Below are 18,094 nucleotides of genomic sequence, written 5' to 3' on the forward strand. Positions count from 1 at the left end.
CAGACAGAAGGTTTTCAGCAAAGAAGCGCGCCAACGCCGTCCGTCCAGGATGCTCCCTGCCCAGTGCGCCTTTTGCGAGGTAAGTCGCTCCGGCGGCTAGACCGAAAAGCCGCAGATAGGGTGTGGCTCCAGCAAAAGCCGTGCTGATCTCGCCCTCGGCCAACGCCTGCTGCAGCCAAAGGCTCGCCGCCTCCAGATCTTCCAAGCCCGCCAGCAGACGTTGCCCGGTCTCTCCGAAATCTAGACTGTTCGATGCGGCCACGGCCTCTGCTACGGCGCGCAGCTCAGCGATATAGGTTCTGATGTGCTGCCCGCCATCCAGCGGCAGTTTCCTCTGGACGAGATCAATGGCCTGGATACCGTTGGTGCCTTCGTAAATTGGAGCAATACGAGCGTCGCGCAGAAATTGTGCAGCGCCAGTCTCTTCAATATACCCCATCCCGCCATGAACCTGGATGCCGATCGACGCCACATCAACGCCTATATCGGTGGAAAATGCCTTGGCGACCGGCGTCAACAGATTGGCACGGTCTGCCCAGTGCCGGGTATCGTCACCTTTGGCGGTTTTGGCCATGTCGATCGCGTGCGCGCAGGCATAAGCAATCGACCGTGCGGCCCCGGTCAAACCCTTCATCGTCAACAGATTACGCTGTACATCCGGATGTTCGATGATCGGGCTCATACCCTCGCCCGTCCAGCCCGGCGCGCGCATCTGACGGCGCTCTTGCGCATAGCCCAATGCCTTCTGGTAGGCAGCCTCCGCCACGGCGACACCCTGAATGCCGACTGCGAGGCGCGCATTGTTCATCATGGTAAACATGCAGGCGAGCCCCCGATTTTCCTCGCCGATGAGCCAGCCAATGGCGCCCGGCTCCTGATCCTTGGCGAAACCATCGCCGTAGATCATCGTGCAGGTGGGAGAGCCGTGAATGCCCATCTTGTGTTCGATGCCACCACAAAAGACGTCGTTGCGAGGGCCAAGCGACCCGTCCTCGTTGACCAGAAACTTTGGCACGAGGAACAATGAAATACCTTTGGTGCCCGCCGGCGCGTCGGGCAGGCGTGCCAGAACCATATGAATGATATTCTCTGTGAGGTCGTGTTCGCCGTAGGTGATGAATATCTTCGTGCCGAAAATGCGATAGGTACCATCATCGACGCGTTCGGCTCTGGTGCGCAGGGCGCCAACGTCGGAACCAGCCTGCGGCTCGGTGAGGTTCATCGTTCCCATCCACTCACCGGATATGAGCTTTGGCAGATAGGTGCGCTTCAACTCGTCGGTAGCATGCGCTTCAAGCGCTTCGATGGCGCCGAGTGTCAATGTCGGTCCAATGCCGAAGGCCATCGAGCCGGAATTCCACATTTCAAACGTCGCGATCGCCAGCATCATCGGCAAGCCCTGCCCGCCGAATTCCGCCTCGCCGGTCAAGGCGTTCCAGCCGCCCGCAATCCATTCCCCGTAAACGTCTTTCCAGCCCGGCGGCATGGTAACTTGCGCATCCCGTAACGGAGTACCGTGCTTGTCACCGACCTCAAGCAGCGGCGCAACGCGGGTGGTTGCAAATTTGCCCGCTTCTTCCAGAATGGCGTCTACCAGATCATCCGAAAGATCAGCGAAACGTCCTTGCGCTATGACTTCGTCAAGTCCGGCGATTTTCTTCAGTGTATGGGCGATCTCATCGACGGGCGCGCGGTACATCGATCATGTCTCCTCATCCGGTGATGCTCGTTGCGGACTGCACATTGCAACTTCGCGCGTGCTCGAGGCAAGCTTATTTTTACGTAAACGTAAGATATTGGATTGTGACTTCGAAATCCCGTTCCAGAGAAGCCATTCAGAGCGCAATTAACGGTGGCTAACCGTTTATTAACCGCGATGCGGCGACCATCATTCGGTACTATCAGATTTAGAGACTTGTTCGCGAGGTGCGAGGGAACTCCCATTTGACAATCCGCGTACGTGCTTTTGCCATGTTCGTTGCCGCCCTCATGTCTGGCGGCCTCGTCCATGCGGAGTCGGAGTTCCGCTCGCCTTGGGCAAACAAGGAGCGCGCGATCATACTCGACGGATACGAACACAACTCCTTCAACCTTATGGAAATCGCCAAGGACCCACGCGTTGCCGCCTTCATCCACAAAGGCTCCGACGGCATGCCCGCCAATTATCATTGCAACCGTATCGTCGATGCGATGCAACAGGAATTGTGCAAGCGCATATGGCGCAATTATTCCGTCTCACGCGAGTTATACCAGACGCGCCGCCAGCTCGCCAAAGCACTGGGGCTCAAATGGGGAGCTTACCATCTCGGCCGTCCCGGCAATCCGATCGAGCAGGCCAATCATTTCATCGATTACACCGATCCGGCTGACGATGAGTTGATGGCGATCGATATCGAGGACAACGACCCTGACAAGTTCATGTCATTGCAGGATGCACAGATTTTTGCCGAGCATATCAAGTTCCGCACCGGACGTTATCCGGTTCTGTACACGAACGGCATAACCGCGCGGTATATCGCTGATCATCGGCTCGAGTTGCCCATCCTGTCACGTTTGCCGCTTTGGTACGCGCGTTATCAATCGGACATCGCTCCGCATTTTCCCAAGGGCAACTGGCAGGATTATGTGCTTTGGCAGTTCACTTCGCAGAACAATTGCACCGAGCACCGCTGCCCCTATCGCCCACCAGGGACCAGCCGGGACATCGACGTCAACATCGCCGATATGACGGTGACCGAGCTGAAAAGGACGTGGCCCTTCGGTGGTCTGGTCGACGCTATCCCGCCGGACAATCTGCCCACGCCCCGCGACAAGCCACCATACCAACAACCCATCCTGGTCGCTTCTGCCGAGCCTTTGCTCCCTCCGGTCAAGGGGGCGGTAGACAGAACAATAACGGCTTCGGTGGTGGTGCAGCCTACGGGCCGACTAAGGGCCCGAACTCTCACTGTAGACGCGCTGTCTCTCGCACTCAGCCAATCGGTCTCGCGTCAGCTCGATCACTTCTATGAGACCCCGCCCTTCGGGATCACGACCGCATGTTTGAAGAAAACCAACATGGCGGCAGATGCGCCCGATCGCATCCGCTACCCCGCCTTGACGCCTTTCCTATAGCGCCCTTTCACGTTCGATGGCGCGCCAGCCAATATCGTGGCGGTAAAAACCCTCCGGCCAATCGATCTTCGCAATCGCGGCATAAGCTGCCTTCTGCGCTTCCTGAACCGTCTTGCCGCTTGCTGTAATGTTTAGAACCCGGCCGCCATTGGCGATCAGTTCGCCATTCTTGTCCGCAGTTCCCGCGTGGAAAATCTCGACGTTTTCATCATCGCCGGCGGCGTCAACGCCTCTGATCACGCTGCCTTTTTCCGGTGCCGCCGGGTAGCCTTTGGCGGCCATGACCACGGTCAGCGCCGGATCACTGTTCCAGCGAACGGACATCTGATCGAGTGCGCCGTCAGCCGCGGCCTTCAGCAGCAGCAACAGATCATCCTTCAGACGCAACATCAGCACCTGTGTCTCCGGATCGCCAAACCGCGTGTTGTATTCAATCAGTTTCGGTCCATCGCTGGTGATCATCAGGCCAGCAAACAAGACACCGCTGAAGGGCGCGCCGATCTCGGCCATACCGCGCATCGTCGGTTCGATCAGATCACGCATGGTGAGGTCGATGATCGCCTGCGTCATCACCGGCGCTGGCGAATAGGCCCCCATGCCGCCAGTGTTGGCGCCGGTATCGCCATCGCCAACACGCTTGTGATCCTGGGCGGTGCCGAATGGCAGCGCTGTCTTGCCATCGCACAGGCAAAAGAAGCTTGCCTCTTCGCCCTCGAGATACTCTTCAACGACGACTTCCGCACCGGCTCCACCAAATGCCCCGTCGAAGCAGGCATCCACAGCATCGAGCGCTTCCTTAAGTTCGAACGCGACGACCACGCCCTTGCCCGCCGCGAGCCCGTCGGCCTTGACCACGATCGGCACGCCCTCCTGCCGGATATAGGCCTTGGCCGCATCACCCTGAGTAAAACGCTGATACTTGCCGGTTGGAATATCGAACTGGGCACAAAGGTCCTTGGTGAAGCCTTTCGAACCTTCGAGACGTGCGGCAGACTTTGAAGGACCGAATACCGAAATCCCGGCGGCGCGCAGATCGTCGGCGATACCAGCGACCAAGGGCGCTTCGGGGCCTACAACAACGAAGTCAATCGACTTTTGCTGGCAGAAGACAACAATGGCTTCGTGATCTGCCGGATCGAGTGCAACGCATTCCGCAACGCCTGCAATGCCTGGATTGCCGGGTGCGCAATAGAGCTTCGACAACACCGGCGAGGCGGCGATCTTCCAGGCCAAGGCGTGTTCACGGCCACCAGAACCTATCAGCAAGACGTTCATCGAAATCCAGCTCCGCTTTAAAACCTGTCGTCTCGGTATGGTGTGATGCTCTCAGGGTCAAGCGTGCACCACGGATTTGCCCTGAAAAACTGCCTAAACCGCTTGACTGTATTGCCCAGCGCTGCAAGGTCAAAGCATGACTTCAGAAAAAGACATCATCCAGTCTACGCAGGCCCGCGGCAGGGTTTCCGATGCGCCATCGGGTCATTGGGTCTACCGGACATTGCCGAACTGGCTCTGGCCCTATGCGCAGCTGGCACGCTGGGACCGGCCAATCGGTTGGTGGCTCCTGCTATGGCCGTGCTGGTGGGCAACCGCGCTCGCGTCAGCTGCCGGTGCAAAGGTCGGCGCTCCGCTTTGGTCGGTGCTACCTTCACCCTATCATTTGGTGCTCTTTCTGATTGGCGCTATCGCCATGCGGGGCGCGGGCTGCACCTATAATGACCTCGCCGACGAAGATATCGACAACAAGGTTGCACGAACGCGTTCGCGGCCGCTTCCGTCGGGTCAGGTGACCCGCAAACAGGCGAAGGTTTTTCTCGTTCTGCAGGCACTTGTGGGGTTGGCAGTCGTGGTGCAGTTCAACCTGTTCACGGTATTCCTTGCCATCGGATCGTTGGTTATCGTTGCGATCTATCCTTTCATGAAACGAATCACCAATTGGCCACAACTTGTCCTGGGACTTGCCTTTTCCTGGGGTGCGCTTGTGGGATGGTCCGCGCATTTCAGTTCATTGGATTGGCCAGCTGTCCTGCTCTATGCCGGATCGATCCTGTGGGTCATCGGCTATGACACGATCTACGCCCATCAGGACAAGGAAGATGACGCGCTCGTCGGCGTGCATTCGACGGCCAGACTGTTTGGCAGCCGCACACGCGAGGCGCTGATCGTGCTTTACGGCGGCGCATTGGCCCTCTTTCTTGGAGCCTTTGCCGTGGCCGAAGTCCCAATGCCGGCCGTTGCCGGACTGCTGGCAGCGGGCGCGCACATGTATCGCCAGATCATGACACTCGACATCGATAATCCGAACGAATGCCTCAGGCTGTTCAAGTCGAATACCGTGGTTGGCTGGCTGATCTTTCTCGGCCTCGTGTTCGGTGGGTTGTGGACGGTGGTGAAACCGCTGTTCTGAGCTTCATCATGATGTCAAAGAACCGGGTGTGCTTCCCCCTTGCCACGCCCGCTTTCGCGTCTGGCCATTGCTTGCATTGTGGGAAGACGGGCGGTCGTCGAAGCGCGTCTTGGTAGATAAGTTATGCGATCCGAAGACCGCCCGCTAACGTTTTCCCCCTGCCGGCCAGCTTCTGCTTGTTCCGCGGGGCGAGTGGATGAACACCTGGAGTCCGGGCCCATCGTCGCCGTCGGTGCAGTGTCCGCACGATTGGCGTTGGCGTCAACAATGGAGGCAATATCTGCCTAAAATGCGCAGATTGACCTCCGAAGACGAACAGGTCGGCCAGCGCTTGGGTCCGTTGCCCGCCCGCTGACACGCCATCCTTCCCCACTTTCGAACGGCTCCGGAAGCAGCTCCCCATGGAAAGGACGGGCATAGGATAGCTCAGGTTTTGCGGGCGTGGATAAACAGCCACGATTATTTTTGTCTGGAGGTTTGATCGGGGTGCCTTCAAGGCTGCTGATCAGCCGGATGGCAATGCTGCTGTGCGTGGTTCGACAAGCTCACCATGAGGGAGGTAGTGTGTTGCAACAACCGACAACATTGCAGAATTCACCCTCTGCAATCAACCCGCTTCCCACGCACAGTGCCGTGTGCCAAAATCCTAACACCGACAGCAAAACGTGTCGGGCAGCAGGGTAGGTTTTTCTGGTTTTTCCGAATCTGCACCCAAAACTTATCCCCACTTTGGCACTTTTTTGTCGGTTATTTCCCGCCCTGAGCGATGATCTCCTCGCCGCCAATCACGAGCCGCAGGCCGAGATCACCCATCTTGCGACGGGCAAGAAAGCGCGGACGACGGCGGCGCGGCTCGCGGCCCTGACGGCGCTCTTTTGGCGCTGCAACAGCAACCGGCCCGATACTCTGTTCCAACTGCCGTGCGACACCGTCTTCCTCGACCAGCATCATCGGCAGTTTGAACAGGGTTGACCAGGCGCGCCAGTCTGCAGCGATATCGTTGAGATCATGCGCAACCAGCAAGGGCACAGAGAGATGCGGGTCCGTGTGCATAAGTTCCAGAGTTACCGTGATATCCCCAACGTCGTCCTCAGCGGCGCGCGCCGTCACACCGAGAAAGGCGCAGGCCGGCAAGGCGAGCGAAACAGGCAAATGGCTTGCCGGCAGCAGCCGCTTCACCACCGCGCCGCGTTCGTGCAGCGTAAAAGTAATATCGTCACGGTCGTCGCGCGTGGCGTAAGTGACCGTCTGTGGCAGATGGAATGGGTCAAGCCGGAATTCCCGACCTGCCCAAACCGGCTTGGCTCCGGTTTTCTTCATGTGACGCCTTCTGTCGATCCTGAGAGCCGGTTTTCCGGTCTTCTCTGTATTTCCCTGTAGTGCGGACCATTTTCCGGTCTCGTTAGGGCAACAATAGGCGCCAACTCTCCCAATCCCGCTTAACGAACGGGGTTAACTCTTTCTGATTAGGTGGAATGGTTATCGAAACCCAACCAGCACCAAGGTTTTGGTAACAGGCATGAACAATTGGTTGCACGAAGATCGTGCGTGGTTCGACGGGGCTCACCATGAGGGAGATGGATTGATTGCAGGAAGCCACATTCTGCAATAGTGGTGATTATCCCTGCAGGCCACCAAGTCCCCTCATGGTGAGCCCCCGTCGAACCACGCACAATAGGGATGCAAGCTCGTTGCAATCCTAAATGACTTTTCCGGGGTTCATGATACCCGCCGGATCGAAGGATTTCTTGATCCGGCGCATGAGATCGAGCGCTACCGGGGATTTCGTCTCGGAAAGCTCCTTGCGCTTCAATTGCCCGATACCATGCTCTGCCGAGATCGAACCTTCATAGGCACGGACGATATCGTGCACACTCTTGTTGACTTCGACCCAGCAATCGAGAAACGCCTGCTTGTCGGCGCCTACCGGCTGGGAAATATTATAGTGCAAATTGCCGTCGCCCATGTGGCCGAACGAGACTATGCGCGCGCCCGGGATGAGATCGAGAACGACGGCGTCAGCCTCGGCGATGAAGTCAGGGATACGGGCGACCGGAATGGAAATGTCGTGCTTGATCGAGCCGCCTTCCGGTTTTTGGGCTTCGGACATAGCCTCCCTCATGTGCCAGAATGACTTCTCCTGTGCCGTACTTTCCGCAATAGTCGCATCTTCTACGAGCCCGGCTTCGAACGCTTCGGTCAAAATCGTTTCGATGGTCTCGCGAGCGTTCTCAGCCGAACGCGACGAGGAGATATCGATCAGCACATACCAGTTGTGCGGCGCCTCCAGCGGGTCGCGGACGCCGTCCGTGTGGGCTACCGAAAACTCGACACCGATACGTGGCATCAGCTCGAAGCCGGTCAAGGACGACCCCGCATGGGTCTGCGCCAGGCTCAAAAGCTTCAATGCATCACCCGGATTGGCAAGGCCTGCATAGGCGACGCCCTTGCCCTTCGGCAGTGGAAAAAGCTTCATGACCGCGGCAGTGATCACGCCGAGTGTACCTTCCGCGCCGATAAAAAGATCTTTCAGATCATAGCCGGTATTGTCTTTCTTGACGGTTCGAAGATCGTTCAGGATTTCGCCCGTGGGAAGCACAACCTCCACCCCAAGACAGAGTTCGCGCGTATTTCCGTAGGCTAGTACAGCGGTTCCACCCGCATTGGACGAGAGATTGCCGCCAATCTGGCACGAGCCTTCCGAGCCAAGTGACAGCGGAAACAAGCGGCCAGCCTGTTCAGCCGCCTCCTGCAACTTTTGCAGGACGACGCCGGCCTCAACGATGGCAAGGTTGCCCGATGTGTCAATGGAGCGAATCTTGTTCAACCGGGATAGCGACAGGATGAGCTGGTTGCCGCTTTCATCAGGTACCTGCCCCCCCACAAGGCCGGTATTGCCGCCCTGGGGAACAATGGCTGTACCGGTTTCAGTTGCCAGTTTGAGAATGGCCGAAACTTCTTCAACCTGCGCCGGACGCAACACCAATGATGTCTTGCCACCAAACTTGTCACGTGGCTCCACGAGATAAGGTTCAATGTCCTGTTTATCGCGCAGCGCATACTTCTCACCGACAATCGCCGTAAAGCGTTCGATCAATTCCAGCGTCAGGGTCATTTTATCTGTTCCATCTCGTCAGTCGAAAGCGAGCGCGGCGCGGCAGCACGGACGAGCCGGTCATTGATGGCTTCGCCCAGTCCGTTAAAGGGAATAGGCTCAACAGCAATCACCGCACCGCCGAAGCTGTCGAGGCGTTTCATGAAGTCGAAGAGGTTGGCAGCGGCCTCACGCAAATTGCCGGTCTCGCTGAGGTTGAGGCTGGCCGCAGCAAGTTCCGCGTCCATGGCACGCAGCGGACCGAAAGCAAGCAAGCACTCCCCTTCCCGCACCTCATGCACATTGAGCCGGACGCTCGCCGACGGCGCATAATGCGACGTCATCATGCCAGGCGCCTGAATGGCGGCACGCTGATCCAGGCGTTCCAGCTTGTTGCCGATAACCGCCTCTATGTCTTCGGCAGCGAGCCCGCCCGGACGCAACAACAAAACTGCATCCCCTTGCACTTTGACAATCGTCGATTCCAGTCCGACTTCCGATGGCCCGGCATCGAGGATGAGCGCAATCTTTTGACCAAGATCATCGGCGACGGCTTCAGCACTCGTGCCGCTGATCTTTCCAGACGTATTGGCGCTCGGAGCCGCGAGCGGCCTATCGAGCGCCGCGATGATCTTTCCGGCAATCCCGCGCGGTATCCGCAGGGCTATGCTATCCAGACCTGCCGCCACGAGGGGATGAATTCCGGCTTCCGGCTTCAGGGGAAGGACCAGGGTAAGCGGACCCGGCCAGAACGCGTCGATCAGGCGCCGCGATAGGGGATCGATCAGTGCGTAACGTTCTGCCATGGCGATGTCGGAGACATGGCAGATCAGTGGGTTAAAATGCGGCCTGCCCTTTGCTTCGAAAATTCTGGCCACCGCATCGCCATTGGTGGCATCGGCCGCGAGCCCATAAACGGTCTCGGTCGGAATGGCGACGAGCTCGCCTTCGGCAAGCGTAGAAGCTGCCGTCAGGATTGCTTGCTCATCTGCTGCAAGGATTAGTGCCAAGGCTTTCTCCGATCGCGTGCATTGCCTACACGATGGAGATGACATGCCGCAAGTATATGCTGATGAACACGCCGAATGACATCATGCATAAAATTGAATCCATCCTGAACAAGGCTTGGCAATAAATCGCTGTTAACAGTCGGCCAAGAAAAGAACAGGACGGGTTTGCCATGCTTCGCCAAATCATTGCCGCAACGACGATTGCGCTATTCACGGTATCCGCCCAAGCTGGCTCGATCGACGAAGTCAGCGGGTCGGCCAAGCCAAATTCCGTCTCATATGTCGGCTATGACAGCTTCGATGCAAACGGCAATCCGATCTGCTCACCTTGCCTGGCGGAAAAGGCAAAAGAGGCAGCCAAGCTGAAAGCCTACGCTGAAAGGCGCGAACGTTCGCGCCAGTATATGGCGCGTCTGCAGGGCAACGGTACACAACCCGACTCGATGATGGCCGCCAATGCAGCGTCGCTTGTGCAACCCGGCCAGCCGGCACCTGAAAAGGTCATTGCCGATGTTGGTGAAACGCCGCTGCGCGCCGGCGTGCAATAGACAGGCGCGCTAACAGCAGCGCCTATCTTCCTGTTATCCCGCGATTTTTGAGAAATCAGCGACCGTGTTCGTCGCTGTCCTGATCCGGGAGAGCAATGCCAGACGGTTTGCGCGAATGTCCGGATTGTCGTCGTTAACCAGCACTTTCTCAAAGAATGAATCAACTGGTTCGCGCAAAGCGCTAAGCGCGACCATGGCGCCGGAAAAGTCTTCGTTTTGAATCGCTTGCGCCGCCTGGCTCTCTGCTTGATTCACCGCTGCTGAAAGCTCCCGCTCTGCTTCCTGTGTGAAAAGCGCGGCGTCGACAACCGGGGAAATCGGCGTTCCCTTCTTTTCCTCGGCGCTTAAGATGTTGGCGGCGCGCTTGGTGCCGGCAAGAAGGTTCTTGCCGTCTTCCGTGTTGAGGAAAACCACCAGCGCTTCGACCCGGCGCGCGATCAGCAACAGATTGTCAGCGCCTTCGGTCAGTACCGCGTCGATCAGATCGTGGCGGGCACCGAGGTCGCGAAGGTGTACTTTCAGACGATCGTGGAAGAAGCTGAGCAGGTCGAGGAGAATGGGTTGGGACCGCTCGGAGAGCTGGCCGCGTATTCGCTTCTCGAAGCCGGAGATGGCGTTGATGACATCCTCCTCGCCGTCGACGTCGCCCGTATCCTGGGCCGCCTGGCCTTCCTCGAAGTGCTCGATGCGCTGTTCGATCTTTTCTTCGCGGAGCTGAATGAACGCCGATTGAAACAATGGCAACAGTTCGATTTTCCATTCACTGGAAAGAAGCAGGCGTATGACGCCAAGGGCCGCACGGCGCAGGGCGAAAGGATCTTTCGAGCCGGTCGGCTTTTCGTCGATGGACCAGAAGCCGACGAGTGTGTCGAGCTTGTCAGCAAGGGCAACGGCGATCGAAACCGGATCAGCCGGCACAAAATCGGATGGGCCTTGCGGCTTGTGATGCTCCTCTATCGCGGCGGCGACGGACGGATGCTCGTTCTGCAGCAACGCATATTTACGGCCCATGCCGCCCTGAAGCTCGGGAAATTCGCCGACGATTTCGGTCGTAAGGTCGGCCTTCGCGAGAACAGCGGCACGCATTGCCAACGCTGGATCAGCGCCTACCAGCGGGGCGATTTCACGCGCAAGGTTCTTGATCCGCGTGACGCGTTCGCCCTGTGTGCCGAGCTTGGCATGGAACGTGACATTAAGTGCATCGAGCCGCGCCATGCGCTGGTCCAGCGGCTTCTTGAGATCCAGATCGAACTTGATTGCGGCAGGCGCTAGGGTGTGCATGTCCGGCAGATCGTGCTGATCGGTGTTCCAGAAATAGAGCGCGTCGGAAAGGCGCGCGCGCACGACTTTGCCGTTGCCGTGGGCGATCTCACGACCGCCATCCGTCGCCTCTATATTGGAAACGAGAATGAACTTGTTGGACAGCCTGTCGCTTTCGCCCTGTTTGCGCGTGACGAAACATTTCTGGTTGGTCTTGATCGTCAGGCGGATGACTTCTGGTGGAATGGCGAGGAATTCTTCCTCAAACTCGCCCATAAGTACAACCGGCCATTCAACCAGGCCCGACACTTCTTCGAGAAGCGCATCATCTTCGACAAGCTCGAGACCGGACGCGAATGCGATATTCTGTGCATCCGACAGGATGATTTCCTTGCGGCGGTCGGCGTCCAGAACGACCTTGGCCTTTTCAAGCTTGGCGACGTAGTCGTCGAAACGGCGAACGGTGATCGGTTGGCCGTCGCTCAGAAACCTGTGGCCATAGGTGACATTGCCGGCACGCAGACCATCGATCTCGAAGTCGACAACGACAGGCTCTTCGGTTTCGGGACCGAAGGTGCAGACGATCGATTGCAGCGGACGCACCCAGCGCAGGCTCCCCGGCTTTGACGATGCTTTGCCCCAACGCATGGATTTCGGCCAGGGAAACGCAGTGACGATCTTCGGCATGATTTCCGCGATGATCTCTTCAGCGGCGCGGCCGGGCTTGGTCAGATGGGCGACATAGAAATCACCCTTCTTCGGTTCGGTATGGACGTGCGCCTCGGATATATCGGCAAGGCCTGCAGAGCGCAGGAAGCCTGCAATCGCCTGATCGGGAGCGGTGACGCTCGGGCCCTTGCGATCCTCATGCACGTCTTTGGAACGCGCCGTGAGCCCACGTATGTCCAGCGTCAGACGGCGCGGCGTCCAGTAATCGCCTGCGGCCTCATAGGTGAGACCTGCCTCGACCAACGCATCCGCCACGAGTTTTTTCAGGTCCCCAGCGGCCTTGCGCTGCATGCGCGCTGGTATTTCTTCCGAGCGAAGTTCGAGCAAAAGATCAGGCATTACACGGACTCGCTTTTAAGATTGGCGCCGCCGGCTTCCGTCAGCAGGAAGGCCTCGCCGCATTGCCGCGCAAGGTTGCGGACCCGCAGAATATAGCTCTGGCGCTCGGTGACCGAAATGACACCGCGCGCATCGAGAAGATTGAAGGCATGCGAGGCCTTGATGCACTGGTCGTAAGCGGGCAGCACCATCTTGTGTAGCGGGCTGTTGTCACCCGCCTTCGGCGCGCCAGCGCGCAGGAGTGCCTCGCACTCGGCTTCGGCATCCTCGAAATGCCGCAACAGAATGGCAGTGTTCGCGTGCTCGAAATTGTGCCGCGAGTATTCCTGCTCGGCTTGCAGGAACACGTCGCCATAGGTCACTTTTTCATCGCCTTCGAGGCCATTGAAGTTCAGGTCGTAGACATTGTCGACACCCTGCACATACATGGCTAGCCGTTCGAGACCGTAGGTCAACTCACCGGAAACCGGCGCACATTCAATGCCGCAGACCTGCTGGAAATAGGTGAACTGCGAAACTTCCATGCCGTCGCACCAGCATTCCCAGCCAAGCCCCCAGGCACCGAGGGTCGGGCTCTCCCAGTCGTCCTCGACAAAACGGATATCGTGCAGCAGCGGATCGAGGCCGATCGCCCGCAGAGAGCCGAGATAAAGCTCCTGCAGGTTGGGCGGCGATGGCTTCATGATCACCTGGTACTGGTAATAATGCTGCAGCCGGTTCGGGTTTTCACCGTAGCGACCGTCCTTGGGGCGGCGCGAAGGCTGCACATAGGCTGCCTTCCATGGCTTTGGTCCAAGCGAGCGCAGGGTCGTTGCCGGATGGAACGTGCCGGCGCCGACTTCCATGTCGTAGGGCTGCAAGATGACGCAGCCATTCTCCGCCCAGTAATTGTGAAGCGTGAGGATAAGACCCTGAAACGAGCGGGTCGGCTGGATATGATCGGGGAGTGAAACGGTCACCGCATGGGCCTTTGACAACTAGGAACGGAGTGCACGTCCTAAGACCTGCACTCCAGCCGGTCAAGTAGAACCAAGCAGTCAGCCCTTCTTGTCGGGAGCGGCTGCGGGCGCTGGTGCAACAGGCGGCTTCGGTGCATCGGGGCCATTCTTGGCAACGCCCGGGTCCTTATCATCGGGAAGGCCGTTCTTCAGCTTTTCCTCGATCTTGACCAGATCTTCAGGGTCGGGCTTGGAATCCCGTGCGTGTGCCCATTGGAACGTTGCTTCCAGTTTGCGGCCGGCTCGCCAATAGGCATCGCCCAGATGGTCGTTGATCGTCGCATCTTCCGCCCGTAGTTTCACGGCCTGCTCAAGCTGGGTCACCGCATCATCATAACGGCCAAGGCGGTAGTAGGCCCAGCCAAGGGAATCAACGATGTAACCGTCCTGTGGACGAGCTTCGACAGCCTTCTTGATCAGATCAAGACCCTGCTCGAGTTTGGTATTCATGTCGATCCACGAATAACCGAGATAGTTCAGTACCTGCGGCTGGTCCGGATAAAGTTCGAGCGCCTTGAGGAAATTCGGCTCGGCCTTGTCCCATTGCTTCAGACGTTCGTAGGCGATCCCGCGCTGATAGAAAATCGTCCAGTCATTGCGGGTCGGCTCCTTAAGCACGCCGGCCGCCTGATCGTAGGTTTCGGCGGCTTTCTGGTAATTCTTGTCCTGCGAATAGATGCTCCCGATCGCGAGATAGGTACGCATATCTTCGGGTTCGCTCTTGAGCAGGCCATTGAGATGCTGGATGGCCTCGTCATTGCGTTTCAGAATCGCCAGATTGATGGCGAGTTGCATCTCGGCATCGCGGCTATAGGCAGAATCCGCTGAAATCTTGCCGAAATAGTCGATCGCCTTGTCTGACTGTTCAAGCTTGGCGCTGATATCGCCGAGCTGATACAGCGTCGCATCGTGATCTGGACGAAGTGGCAAGGACATCTGCAAATAGAGCTTCGAGAAGGCTTCGCCGCCATTGCGGTTGATGGCTGTCGCCACCGTATAAAGCACCTCGGCCGCGCCCTGTTGCGGTGTTTGTATTAGCGGTTTTACCGTCTTCCCATCAGCAATCTGCTTGCCGAATTCAGAGAGCACCATGCGGCCGGAGAGCACCTCTGAGGCTTCCTTGACCAAGGCTTGGGCACCGTCCTTGTCGCCCGAGCGCATCTTGAATGACGCATAGGCTTCGACGAGACGTTCATAGGTGTCGGGCGCTGCCGCAACATTTGTCTTGTCGTCGATCGCGCTCTGGTAGAACGTTGCAGCCTTATCCTTCTGGCCCGCCATATCCGCGATCAGTGCAGAATTGTACGTCTTGAACAGTGTGAAACCTTCCGGCCCCTGCAACTTGTCGATCATCGAAAGCGCTTCATTCGGCTTGCCAGCGCCCGCCTTGGCCCAAGCAGCAACCAACCCGGTTATCATGCGGTCAAGATCGGACTGGAGCGACAGCATCATCAGGGTGTCGACCTGCCGGTATTGTTTCCTGTTGAGAGCGTCGATACCGAGAGCCAGCCGCGAAAACCGTTCGATTTCCGGAACGGCCTTCAGTTCCTCTGCTAACGGCAGTGCTTGCTTGAACTGTCCGTTGGTCAACAGCACCAGCATCAGGCTCTGGCGCAGCTCCGTGTTCTTCGGATCATACGCCAGCGCTTGCCGGTAGAACGAGATTGCGCTGTCGAAATCATTGCTGCGCTCCGCAGTACGCGCGGAAAGGAACGCGCCGGAAAGAGTGCCGGCATTCAATGTCGGAGTGTTGTTGGTCGCGGCTTGAGCGGACACAGCTCCCACCGTTAACGCAGCGAGCGTTGCGCCCATGACCGAGCCAAGCAATTTACTACGCTGCATAACAAAACCCTCTTTGTGTTCCCGAATTGAGATGATTGTCCGAATCCTCAAGGAAACCATGGCCTTTTTACGGTTTTCGCTCAAGGTTGATCGAATGTTCCGAGTTTTGGGCCTTTACGCAGCGTAAGAACCCATTAATTGACCCGGCTGATGCAGAAGTCGATGACTTCGAGAAGCGCATCCTTCTGTGGCGACTGATCGAGTGGAGCGAGTGCATCCCGGGCGATGCCGCCAAAATGCCGGGCACGCTGTATTGTATCACTCAATGCACCATAACGCGTCATCAATCCTTTGGCTTTTTCCAGGCCCTTGTCATCATTTGCACCGTTTTCCAGCGCGTCTTTCCAGAAAAGCCGCTCTTCCGGTGTTCCGCGCCGGTAGGTGAGCACGACCGGCAGGGTAATCTTGCCCTCACGGAAATCATCGCCGGTATTCTTGCCGAGATCTTTGGCGTTGCCGCCATAATCCAGTGCATCATCAACCAGCTGGAAGGCGAGCCCGAGATTGAGCCCATAGGAACGCAGCGCCTGACGGTCGGTCCGCGACGCGCAAGCGATGATCGGTCCGACTTCAGCGGCTGCAGAAAAAAGCGCTGCCGTCTTCGCCTTGATGACGGCAAGGTATTCGTCTTCGGTGGTTTCGAGATTTTTCGCAGCTGCAAGCTGCATTACTTCGCCTTCAGCAATCACCGACGCCGAAGTCGCGAGCACATCAAGTGCGTCCAGCGAGCCGACATCGACCATCATCTTGAAAGCCTGGCCCAAGAGAAAATCACCGACCAGAACGCTCGCCTGGTTGCCCCAGATCATGCGCGCCGTGCGCTTTCCCCGGCGCAGATCGCTTTCGTCGACAACATCGTCATGCAGCAATGTCGCCGTGTGCATGAATTCGACGCTGGTCGCAAGTTTGACATGGCCATCGCCGTGGTAGCCGAACATGCGGGCCGCAGCGAGTGTGATCATCGGGCGCAAACGCTTGCCTCCGGAAGAGATCAGATGGTTCGCAACCTCCGGAATCATCTCGACGTCAGAGCCGGCTTTCGACAGGATGAGTTCGTTGACGCGGGCCATATCGGCGCCCGTCAAATCGATCAGCGGCTGTACCGATCCGGTATTGTTTTTCTTATCGTCAAGACTGACAACGACGCCCAAAACGAAACTCCCTGCGGTTCTGGCCTGATGCGGCGACACCTTATTTTGACAGCCTGTAACCCGCAAGCGGCGAATTGGCGCGCAAAATTTGTACTAGTGGAACGAATTTTGACATTTGAGTCCTGCGGGGCAGCAATGCTCATGCTCAAATGTCAAATTCAAGGTTCCACTAGAAACCAATAACTTGCTAATGGTCCTTTGATTCTGGCATTCGCAAAGAGCGTCCTGCAGAAATGGGATGCGAATGTCAGAATCGGACCACTAGGGTGACAAATTCGTGATAAGGCCATGCACTGCTTCATACAATCAGGGCAAAGCGCTTTGCGCTACCCTGCAACGGTAGTCAAAATGATTGAAATACTGCGCACAAATGATCCGGTTTTAATCTCTTTTGTCGAATCACTGCTGAAGGAAGCGAAGATAAACCACTTCGTCGCCGATTCGAACATGAGCATTCTCGAGGGTTCGCTTGGTATTCTCGGGCGCCGCATCATGGTTGATGGCGACCGCGAAAAGGAAGTGCGACAACTGCTCATAGACGCCGGTATCGAACAGGAGCTTCGCGACTGATTTATGTTAGCAACCGACGCCTCACAGACGAAGGACGCGTTTCATCGCGGCAGATTTTACCTGTTGCAACCCGCTGCAAAGGGGCACCGTTCCGGTGTGGACGCGATGATCCTCGCCAGCGTGGTGCCGAATGATTTTGCCGGGCGGGTCGCCGATCTTGGCGCCGGGGCCGGTGCGGCAGGCCTTGCTGTGCTCTCCCGCTGCAATGGCTCAACAGCGGTCTTGATCGAGCGATCGGACTTCATGGCTAACTTTGCGCGCAGTTCGCTGGCGCTGCCTGAAAACAGCGCATTTTCCGGCCGTGCCGACGTAATGCAGACAGACGTAACGTTGACAGGCAAGGCCCGTGTTGCCGCCGGACTTGCCGACAACAGCTTTGATTTCGCCATTATGAACCCACCCTTCAACCAGCCTAGCGACCGCGCGACGCCCGACCCGGTAAAGGCGGAGGCGCATGTCATGACCAAGGACATGATGGAAAAATGGGTGAGGACGGCGGCTGCCATCGTGAAGCCCGGCGGATCGATCGGGATCATCGCACGGCCAACATCGATAACAGATCTGCTCGATGCGCTTGAGGGACGCTTTGGGGGGCTGATCATCGTTCCCGTGCAGCCAAGACCGCAGGACGCCGCCATTCGCATTGTCATTAAAGGTATCAGGGGAAGCCGCGCGGGACTCTCGCTCTATCCTGCCCTTGTCTTGCACCATGAAACCGGAAATGCATTCACCGAGCGGGCAATTGCCATCAATAATGGGTTGGCTTCGCTTTTTTAGACTCAGAGCGAGAGTCGACCATATTGCACCGTTCTGCCGGAGGGAATTTGCTTCAAGGTCGAGGGGTTTGGAAGCCCGAAGGATTTGGAGCAAATTCACCCGGCCCACTGATCGAACCGCGTTTCTGCGAAACGCGGATAATTCGATCAGCGGGTTTAACAGCTTGTTGGTTTGCAAATGCAAACCAACGGCTGGGTTTCCGGCTGGCGGCCAACCACTTTGTCAGGCGGCATCGTCCGATGGAAACACATCGAC

General features: G+C 57.6%; 14 protein-coding genes. 5 read left to right on the plus strand and 9 right to left on the minus strand.

Going from position 1 to position 18,094, the window contains the following annotated elements; all coding sequences use genetic code 11:
• The coding region (locus tag LB462_RS30185) for an acyl-CoA dehydrogenase family protein (RefSeq protein ID WP_224515679.1) at positions 1–1,699 on the minus strand (1,699 nt) is incomplete at its 3' end.
• A gap of 245 nt (positions 1,700–1,944) precedes the next feature.
• Here LB462_RS30185 and LB462_RS30190 point away from each other — a divergent pair.
• Positions 1,945–3,114: a glycoside hydrolase family 25 protein gene (locus tag LB462_RS30190; protein WP_224515681.1), complete on the plus strand. Its 1,170-nt coding sequence runs from the start codon at positions 1,945–1,947 to the stop codon at positions 3,112–3,114.
• Here the strand turns inward: LB462_RS30190 and purD are convergent.
• Positions 3,109–4,389 carry a phosphoribosylamine--glycine ligase gene (gene purD / locus LB462_RS30195; protein ID WP_224515684.1) on the minus strand — a complete coding sequence of 427 codons (1,281 nt, stop codon included), beginning with the start codon at positions 4,387–4,389 and terminating at the stop codon, positions 3,109–3,111. The genes LB462_RS30190 and purD overlap by 6 nt on opposite strands.
• Positions 4,390–4,525: 136 nt before the next feature.
• On the opposite strand from purD, the gene ubiA reads away from it, so the two are divergent.
• Positions 4,526–5,521 carry a 4-hydroxybenzoate octaprenyltransferase gene (gene ubiA / locus LB462_RS30200; protein ID WP_224515686.1) on the plus strand — a complete coding sequence of 332 codons (996 nt, stop codon included), beginning with the start codon at positions 4,526–4,528 and terminating at the stop codon, positions 5,519–5,521.
• A gap of 747 nt (positions 5,522–6,268) precedes the next feature.
• Here ubiA and LB462_RS30205 read toward each other — a convergent pair.
• The 3 genes from LB462_RS30205 to LB462_RS30215 all read right to left on the minus strand — a co-directional run bounded on the left by LB462_RS30205 (position 6,269) and on the right by LB462_RS30215 (position 9,625).
• Positions 6,269–6,841, minus strand: a complete 573-nt coding sequence (locus LB462_RS30205) for a DUF6101 family protein (protein WP_224515687.1) — start codon at positions 6,839–6,841, stop codon at positions 6,269–6,271.
• A gap of 379 nt (positions 6,842–7,220) precedes the next feature.
• Positions 7,221–8,636, minus strand: a complete 1,416-nt coding sequence (locus tag LB462_RS30210) for an FAD-binding oxidoreductase (RefSeq protein WP_224515689.1) — start codon at positions 8,634–8,636, stop codon at positions 7,221–7,223.
• Positions 8,633–9,625, minus strand: coding sequence for an L-threonylcarbamoyladenylate synthase (locus tag LB462_RS30215; protein ID WP_224515691.1), 993 nt, complete (start codon positions 9,623–9,625; stop codon positions 8,633–8,635). Before LB462_RS30215 ends, LB462_RS30210 begins: the two co-directional genes overlap by 4 nt.
• A 170-nt stretch (positions 9,626–9,795) precedes the next feature.
• On the opposite strand from LB462_RS30215, the gene LB462_RS30220 reads away from it, so the two are divergent.
• A complete protein-coding gene (locus tag LB462_RS30220; protein ID WP_224515693.1) occupies positions 9,796–10,173 on the plus strand; it encodes a hypothetical protein in 378 nt (125 codons plus the stop codon).
• A 33-nt stretch (positions 10,174–10,206) separates the two neighbouring features.
• On the opposite strand, the gene glyS is transcribed toward LB462_RS30220, so the two are convergent.
• From glyS to LB462_RS30240, 4 genes are all read right to left on the minus strand, one after another.
• Positions 10,207–12,501, minus strand: a complete 2,295-nt coding sequence (glyS, locus tag LB462_RS30225) for a glycine--tRNA ligase subunit beta (protein ID WP_224515695.1) — start codon at positions 12,499–12,501, stop codon at positions 10,207–10,209.
• Positions 12,501–13,436: a glycine--tRNA ligase subunit alpha gene (locus LB462_RS30230; protein ID WP_224515707.1), complete on the minus strand. Its 936-nt coding sequence runs from the start codon at positions 13,434–13,436 to the stop codon at positions 12,501–12,503. Before LB462_RS30230 ends, glyS begins: the two co-directional genes overlap by 1 nt.
• Before the next feature lie 102 nt (positions 13,437–13,538).
• Positions 13,539–15,341, minus strand: a complete 1,803-nt coding sequence (locus tag LB462_RS30235; protein WP_224515703.1) for a tetratricopeptide repeat protein — start codon at positions 15,339–15,341, stop codon at positions 13,539–13,541.
• A 134-nt stretch (positions 15,342–15,475) separates the two neighbouring features.
• Entirely contained in the window at positions 15,476–16,492 is a 1,017-nt protein-coding gene (locus tag LB462_RS30240) for a polyprenyl synthetase family protein (protein WP_112525792.1), read from the minus strand.
• 348 nt (positions 16,493–16,840) lie between these two features.
• Here LB462_RS30240 and LB462_RS30245 point away from each other — a divergent pair, with 348 nt between their 5' ends.
• Positions 16,841–17,062, plus strand: coding sequence for a putative signal transducing protein (locus tag LB462_RS30245; protein WP_112525794.1), 222 nt, complete (start codon positions 16,841–16,843; stop codon positions 17,060–17,062).
• Positions 17,063–17,065: 3 nt separating this feature from the next.
• Positions 17,066–17,839, plus strand: a complete 774-nt coding sequence (locus LB462_RS30250) for a tRNA1(Val) (adenine(37)-N6)-methyltransferase (protein WP_224515705.1) — start codon at positions 17,066–17,068, stop codon at positions 17,837–17,839.
• Positions 17,840–18,094: the final 255 nt, after the last annotated feature.

This window comes from Phyllobacterium chamaecytisi, from assembly GCF_020164455.1.
GTDB classification, from domain to species: Bacteria; Pseudomonadota; Alphaproteobacteria; order Rhizobiales; family Rhizobiaceae; genus Phyllobacterium; species Phyllobacterium chamaecytisi.